Origin of the sequence: Emticicia sp., from assembly GCF_049241225.1 — a bacterium.
GTDB lineage: Bacteria > Bacteroidota > Bacteroidia > Cytophagales > Spirosomataceae > Emticicia.
Window position 1 is genome coordinate 1 of record NZ_JBMLRC010000028.1, and the last position, 6,782, is coordinate 6,782.

At 39.3% G+C, this 6,782-nt stretch carries 6 protein-coding genes; all 6 read right to left on the reverse strand.

Features of this window, described 5'->3' with window-relative positions; all coding sequences use genetic code 11:
• Positions 1 to 289: 289 nt before the first annotated feature.
• Positions 290 to 730 carry a hypothetical protein gene (locus tag ACOVO2_RS01700; protein ID WP_421768309.1) on the reverse strand — a complete coding sequence of 147 codons (441 nt, stop codon included), beginning with the start codon at positions 728 to 730 and terminating at the stop codon, positions 290 to 292.
• 220 nt (positions 731 to 950) lie between these two features.
• Positions 951 to 1,481 (reverse strand): hypothetical protein, encoded by a 531-nt coding sequence (locus tag ACOVO2_RS01705; protein ID WP_421768310.1) that lies wholly within the window; start codon positions 1,479 to 1,481, stop codon positions 951 to 953.
• 170 nt (positions 1,482 to 1,651) lie between these two features.
• A complete protein-coding gene (locus tag ACOVO2_RS01710) occupies positions 1,652 to 2,698 on the reverse strand; it encodes a hypothetical protein (RefSeq protein ID WP_421768311.1) in 1,047 nt (348 codons plus the stop codon).
• A gap of 117 nt (positions 2,699 to 2,815) precedes the next feature.
• Complete coding sequence (locus ACOVO2_RS01715) at positions 2,816 to 4,378, reverse strand: phosphatase PAP2 family protein (protein ID WP_421768312.1); 1,563 nt, start codon at positions 4,376 to 4,378, stop codon at positions 2,816 to 2,818.
• A 76-nt stretch (positions 4,379 to 4,454) separates the two neighbouring features.
• Positions 4,455 to 5,363, reverse strand: coding sequence for a hypothetical protein (locus tag ACOVO2_RS01720; RefSeq protein WP_421768313.1), 909 nt, complete (start codon positions 5,361 to 5,363; stop codon positions 4,455 to 4,457).
• Positions 5,364 to 5,771: 408 nt separating this feature from the next.
• On the reverse strand, positions 5,772 to 6,557 hold the full coding sequence (locus tag ACOVO2_RS01725; RefSeq protein WP_421768314.1) for a LytR/AlgR family response regulator transcription factor: 786 nt from the start codon (positions 6,555 to 6,557) through the stop codon (positions 5,772 to 5,774).
• Positions 6,558 to 6,782: the final 225 nt, after the last annotated feature.

The following is a 6,782-nucleotide window of genomic DNA, read 5'->3' on the forward strand; positions in this document are numbered from 1 at the left end:
TGATGAATCTTCGCCGAGCGATACTTTGCCAACCACGGTGGCATTTTGTGCAATATAATTTTTCATTTGTATTAATCTCTTAATGCTTTATTTGATAAACAACAAAATACCGAAAACTTGCCTAAAACTTAAAATTTTAGGCAAGTAAAGTATCAAAAACAAGTAAAAAGCTAGGATTAACTTGACGACCAACAGAAACCCAAAGTCACAGACATGCATAGAACTACATCTGCTTCGTGACGCCCATGGCTACATAAAACATGATAAATTTAATATTTTTCGCTTGTGGTTAATTCTTTGCATTATTTCGAACTTGATAAACTGTATATGCCGAGGCAATTAGCACCACGTTTTTGATGATATACTGCCCAGCGAGAGTCAAAGCAAAATCGGTTTGCCAAGTTTCGCTCGGGAGCAAAATGAGCGGCAAAAATGTGGTGAACATTTGTAAGCAAAATATGACAAAAGTAAGTTTAGTAAACTTTGGCACTAACCACAAAACACCAATCAAACATTCAATCAAACCCAATAATGGAATAAAATGCGAAGCCGAAATAAAGGGTTCGATGGTTTGATGATGTAGGTGAGTTACGATATCTTTTGCAGGTGAAAGTCCAATTATCTTGAGCAATCCAAACCAAAAAAAGACCACAAAAAGAGCTATCCGATTGAGCCAAACAAATGAGATTAAAACTCTGGGTTGCTCCAAAGTTGATATATTATTTTTCATAATAATTCCGATTAAAAAAAGAGTTTTCCAAACAAACCAATTCATTGATTATAAATATTTTACAATCAAAATTTATGCTTTGTACTCAAACAAAAACAATTCCAAAAAACAAAGTCTCTGACAATTTAACAGTCAGCGTTTGGTTGATTTGAGTATAAGATACGGCATGACAAATCCTTTTTGGAAGGAGTGCCCAATGAATTTTCAAAAAAGAAAAGTTTCATGAAAGAATTGGCGGTGGAGCATTGACCGTCAGAGACAAACTATAGTAGAAGTTGTTGATAAAATAATTGCGACGAGGCAAATCTTCGAGCTTAAACCACACCAGCATTTTTGAGCGAAACTCAACGTAGTCTTTGGTAAGATTCTTAGAAAACTCTAAAGCTTTCTGGCTGGTGGATTTGTGCCTCTCAGAAAACAAATTCAAGTTTTCGTGAACTTCACTCATCAAAGCCATGATATTATCTCGGCTCAAATCAAGTCTTTTGTAATATGTGTAAAGCGTATCGCCTCGGTAAACCTGTTCGTAAGATTTAAAGAACTCTCCTTCAAAAATCGCAGTACTGCCATCAATGAGTTCGTTTCTCCATTCTGATTGATAAGGCAACGATAACTGCATTTTAAAAACCAATTTATCGCCTTCAAGCTCCACAAAACTGGTGGCTTTTACCTCATGACTTTCCTGCCATTCGTTTACTAAAAAAACGAATGTATAGCCCAGAGCATTGCAAAGCAAAAGACACAAAAACAATATGGAGGCTGTTTTTTTCAGTTAATTGAGTATTTCAGAATTGTCCACAAATCTACTTTTTCTTTTTCGATTTCATGAAAAATTCAACAAAGAATGTGACTTAGGTGACCTAAAACAATGATTTTTGTCACATTCTTTGTTGAAACACTCATTTATTATATTTCATCAACTCAAAAACGATAAGCGTAAGTAGCCGAGATAAAGTAATCAGCAAAGGCGGCATCACCTTCACGGAAACCTGTCACTGTCCAAGTCGGAATTCTATCTCTTACAACTGCATAAGGAACTGCCACTAAAAATGAGCTTTTGTGTCCACTCCAAATGATACCCGGCTCTACCGAAACGATGTATCCTGGGCGACGAGCACCGAGACTTCCACCAATAGCATCAACGGCTGGTAAACCTTCCAAACGCCCACCTAAACTAACAGCAATATTCTTTTTTGGGAATAAAGCGTAGGTCATGCCAACTCTTGCCCCGAACTGGTCAGGTACTGAAAAACCAGTTGCTTTATTCAGTTCTTTCGGGCTGAATAAATAAAAACCATTGAAATATAACTGAGCTTTTTTAAATGCCGACAAATAACCTTGCATTTCTATGCTTTGTCCCCAGCCGCTATCACCTAATTGCATTGATTGGTCAACTGCTTTTATCTGAATATATTCTTTTTTGTCTTTGTCGAGTCTGTGAAACTCGTCTTGCACGTTAGCATTTCCAGTTGGTGCTTTTATTCCTACTCCGATAGCGATATTACCTTTGGGTGCCGTAGTTGGATTAATGAGCCAATAAGATGCCGACAAACGCATATCACCCACCCCTTGCGATTGGGTATGAAAACGTGGATTTGACCCCGCAGGTGTGCCATTGCCATAATGCTCGTAGAGTGACGAGCGGTCGTTGTAAGAAAGTGGCACATTGAGCGTAAAACTTAGGCGACTACTAACAGCATAAGTAAGACCAAAATCAAAGTTATATGAATCGTTGATAACTTCGGTTTTTTGCTCAACACGATGAGGTTGCTCAACTTTTCCGACAAAATGTTTGTAAGAATGTAGCTTTCTGAAATTAGTAGAAAACTGAAATTCGCCAGCCTTCATAAAAGCCGAACCACTCGGATTTCCGTTAGCCGTGGACATTGAACGCACTGCGATACAGCCTTGTGAATAGACACTCATAGAAGCTGAAATAATTGCCAAAGAAAGGATAAGTTTTTTCATTGTGTATGTCCGTTAAAAAAAAGGAAGATTGAATTATATTTTTTCTAAAGTGAGCAGCCGAAAGGCTGCCCACACTCATTTTATAATTATTACGAAGCAATTTCAAATCAATAAAGCTTAGTACCCCGACCCATCGGCTTTCCCACGGGCGATAGCATATTCGCCGATTTTGGCTCCGTGTACTAAACCAAGTTCGCAGTCAACTCGGAAATGAATCAAACCATAAATTCTTGACTCTGAAGCTTCTTTAGCTTTGGCAGTCATTTCGGCAGCTTTAGAAGGGAAAACCGACCCTAAAACCGTGGCTGCTGCCGCCGAAAACGTTGAGTGTCCAGAAGTGTAAGAAGGGAAGTTTGGCAAGCCAACCGAGGTTTTCAAGCCAAACTGTTGCGGACGTGGTGTATAGTAGTAATATTTTGTTTCCCAGCAAGCAATACCAGCATCCATCAGAGCCGTGCTTACCAATGCCATCGTACGTGCTGTAGCGACTTCACTAAACTTATTCTCGTGACAAAGATTGGCGGCCTCTCTGCTCCAATGCCCTGGTGGCGTATAACTTCCCGCACCATCAGCCCAATAATTGGCAATACGGGCTTGCTCACGGGTTTGTGATTTATTGATTTTCTCCAATTCTTCAAACTCTTTTTGCCATTCGGCTGACCCAACCACATACGGCATTTTTGGACGAATACTTTCTAAAGTCTTTCTATCGAAATTCCAAGTAGCCACGGATCCATAGTTTGGCAACATTGGCGGGCGAGCGGGAATTTCTTGGCTCACCCATGTATCTTTGATTCCACGACTTTTGGCGGCTTCGATTTGACCAGCTACGAGTGTTTGGTTATTTGAAGCACTCATTCCATCTACACGAGCTTTTGCCATTACTTTTGCCGCAACAGCTTTTCCAAGTGCATCGCCAGCCGTAATATCGCTCGGTACATTTACCCCAGCCCAAACTCTTGCATTTTTAGCTTCGGCTAATTTAGCATCTAAAAAAGGCACTTCACCCGGAAACATCGCTACCAAAATGGTATAAGATGCTGCTGCCACAACAGCATCTTCGGAAGGATAGGATGGTAAGTCAGAAACTGGCAATAAAGTTGAGATTGTGGCATCGTTTTTAGACGGTGCTTTGCGATTATACTTGTACTTATAGTTCCAAGCACTCACCAAAGCATCGTATTGTGCTACACTTAAATAAGCTAAAGCACGAGCTGTGTAAGGTGGATTTGCAAACGGGAATTTAGGGTCGGCCAGAGGATTAGCCGCATCTGGCACTGGATATTTTCCTTCGGCGTTTGAGGCAGGCGGAATATTATATCGAGCTGCCAATTCACGAGCAATTTCATTCCAACGATAGACCGCTCCTGCCCCCCAGTATGCGATTGCATCTTTGTTGGCAGGCGTTAGGACTGGCATAATTTTATTTTTTAATGAGTCTAATTCTTTCAAATATGCTGCATCGGAAGCTGCTTTTGGTGCAGCTACTGCCACTTCACTCGATGATGTCAATATGTATGGTTTCCAAGTACCTGCATTTTCGTCTAATTTAGTTGGAACGTATGCTTCTTTTAAGGGTTCTGTCACGGTTTTATCGCAAGAAAGAACAACAGCCCCCCCCGCCCCCAATAGGGGAGCTATAATGATTGCTTTAAGTATATTTTTGTATGTATTTTTCATTTTGATAATTCAATTTATTTTGAGTTTTGCCTCCGTCGAGATAGGGCATGTCCTGTCTCTACCACGAGAAAATCTATTATTTTTTAGTTTTCGGGTTCAACTGGTACAATAAACCAACTGAAAAACTTGTCGTTTGGCCAACATTCATACCATTTACCACTCTGGCTACACGCACATTGAATCCGATATTTTTTGGCTGATATTTACCGTAGAAACCTACGCTCGTAGAGGTCATGTTATTTGTCGGGAAAGGCATATCATTACGGCGAATATTATCTCCACCCACACAGGTGAAGTTTTCGGCAAAAACTTCGGCCTGAATACGGCTTCCATCTTTGATATAACCCAATCTTACGGCCGCATCAGTTGCGTTTGGAACACTCACTTCGTTGGTATTATATACTCGATTATCTGCTTGATAAGCATCACGGTCAACTTTGATATTACTTCGAAGCATGTAGCTTCCGTGAGCAGTAACATAAATCCCCGATTTGTGTGTGTAGTTAGCAATCAAACGACCCGTAGCCGTTTTAGATTGCAACCCAATAGACATCGGAAGAAAATCTGGCACATAATTTCCGACAGGAATCGATGCACCTAAGACACCATGTATAGAAAAGCCTTTATCGTTTTTAACTAATTCGTATTTCAACCAACCCGAGAGGTCTTGAATACCTTTTTGTCCCATCAAGTTCCCTGCACTGGCTTTAGTTGTAATATATGGAATTCCGACAATCACATTCAATTTATCGGTTAGTCCCACGGCCACCATTGGCATCACACTTTGAGTTGTGAGTGTACCGATATTAAGATTTTCACGCTTGAGCGTATTTTCCCAGTATTCTTTCCAGCTACTATTGCTGTAAGACACCGCCAAACAAGCAGTTCTTTTTGGCATGTAGATAACATCATGCGGCATTTGGGCATAAACACTTGATGTTACACACACTAAGCCAATGAGTGCGTACTTAATTAATGATTTCATTTTTCTTTGGTAAAGTTTAAACATCTTGGCAAGTAAATAATAGTATAATTTTTATTTTTTATTGAATTTTCTGATTGACATTACAAAGGAAATAAATTTTATAATATTTTCCAATTTAATGGAAAATATTTCCACTAAAAATTACAGACATCAGAAAAATGCTATCCCAAAACACAACTTCCCCTTAGAACGAACATAAAAACAAGTAAATAAACTAGCAAAATGTGCCATTTTTAAAATACATTAAATAGTAAAGCAAAATAACTTGTTCATAAAGGAGGATAATTACATAGAGAAAACTGTGTCTACAAAATTCCATAATAACGGAATTTTGCATCTTACAAGAAAAAAAGCGTTGTGCATCAGGTCAGATACACAACGCTTTTAGATGATTCAGCGAGTAAAATTTCACCCGATGAGTTTCATGAAATCTTTCTGAAAACTATCGCCAACTGGAATGGTGTTTTTACCAATAAAAATTCGTTGACGTTCGATGGTTTCGATTTTTTCGAGCGAAACAATGTAAGATTTATGCACCCGCACAAAGCGATTCGAGGGCAACATTTCTTCCATTTTTTTCATGGTTTGTAGCGTCAGGATTCGCTCGGTGGTAGTGTAAATTGATACATAATCTTTCAATCCTTCCAAATAAAGAATATCCGAAAGGTTGATTTTCTGAATTTTGTACTCAGTTTTTACAAAAATAAAGTCGAGTTGCTGCTGTTGAGTAGTTGTTGGAGAACTTAAAGTTTCTGAATTTTCGTTGCCAATCGAAGACTGCAAACTGCCTATCGAAGACTGCCCACCGCCAACTGAAGACTGCAAACTGCCCATTGAAAACTGCCCCACTGCTTTCTGTACGGCTTTCAAGAATCGTTCAAACGAAATCGGTTTCAGTAAATAATCTGCCACATCGTATTCGTAGCCTTCAAGGGCATATTCCGAGTAGGCCGTTGTCAGAATTGTCTTGCATTTGCCATTCATGACTCGCAAAAACTGAATACCCGTGAGGGTAGGCATCTGAATATCCAAAAACAACAAATCGACTTTCCCTTGCTGAATCAAACTCAGAGCTTCCAAAGGCTCGGTACAAGTAGCCACAAGGCTCAGATTGGGTGTTTTCTGTATATAATTTGCCAAAATATCGAGAGCTAAAGGCTCATCATCAACGGCAAGACAACGGATTTTTTCCATAATTAATTATTTGCGAAATCATTGCCTGTGAGGACACAGGCAATGGCGTTTTTTGGTGTAAACACGCTCGTTTCTGTGTCCTCACCATAGCCAAAATTGAAGAATACAGATTAAAAATTGTTGATTTTAGAATATTTTTATTTCTCAAATTCTACAATTTACATCGCTGCGGCGAACCGCTCATCAATTCTTAATCGTCAATCAAAAAAAATCTTAACCTGATGG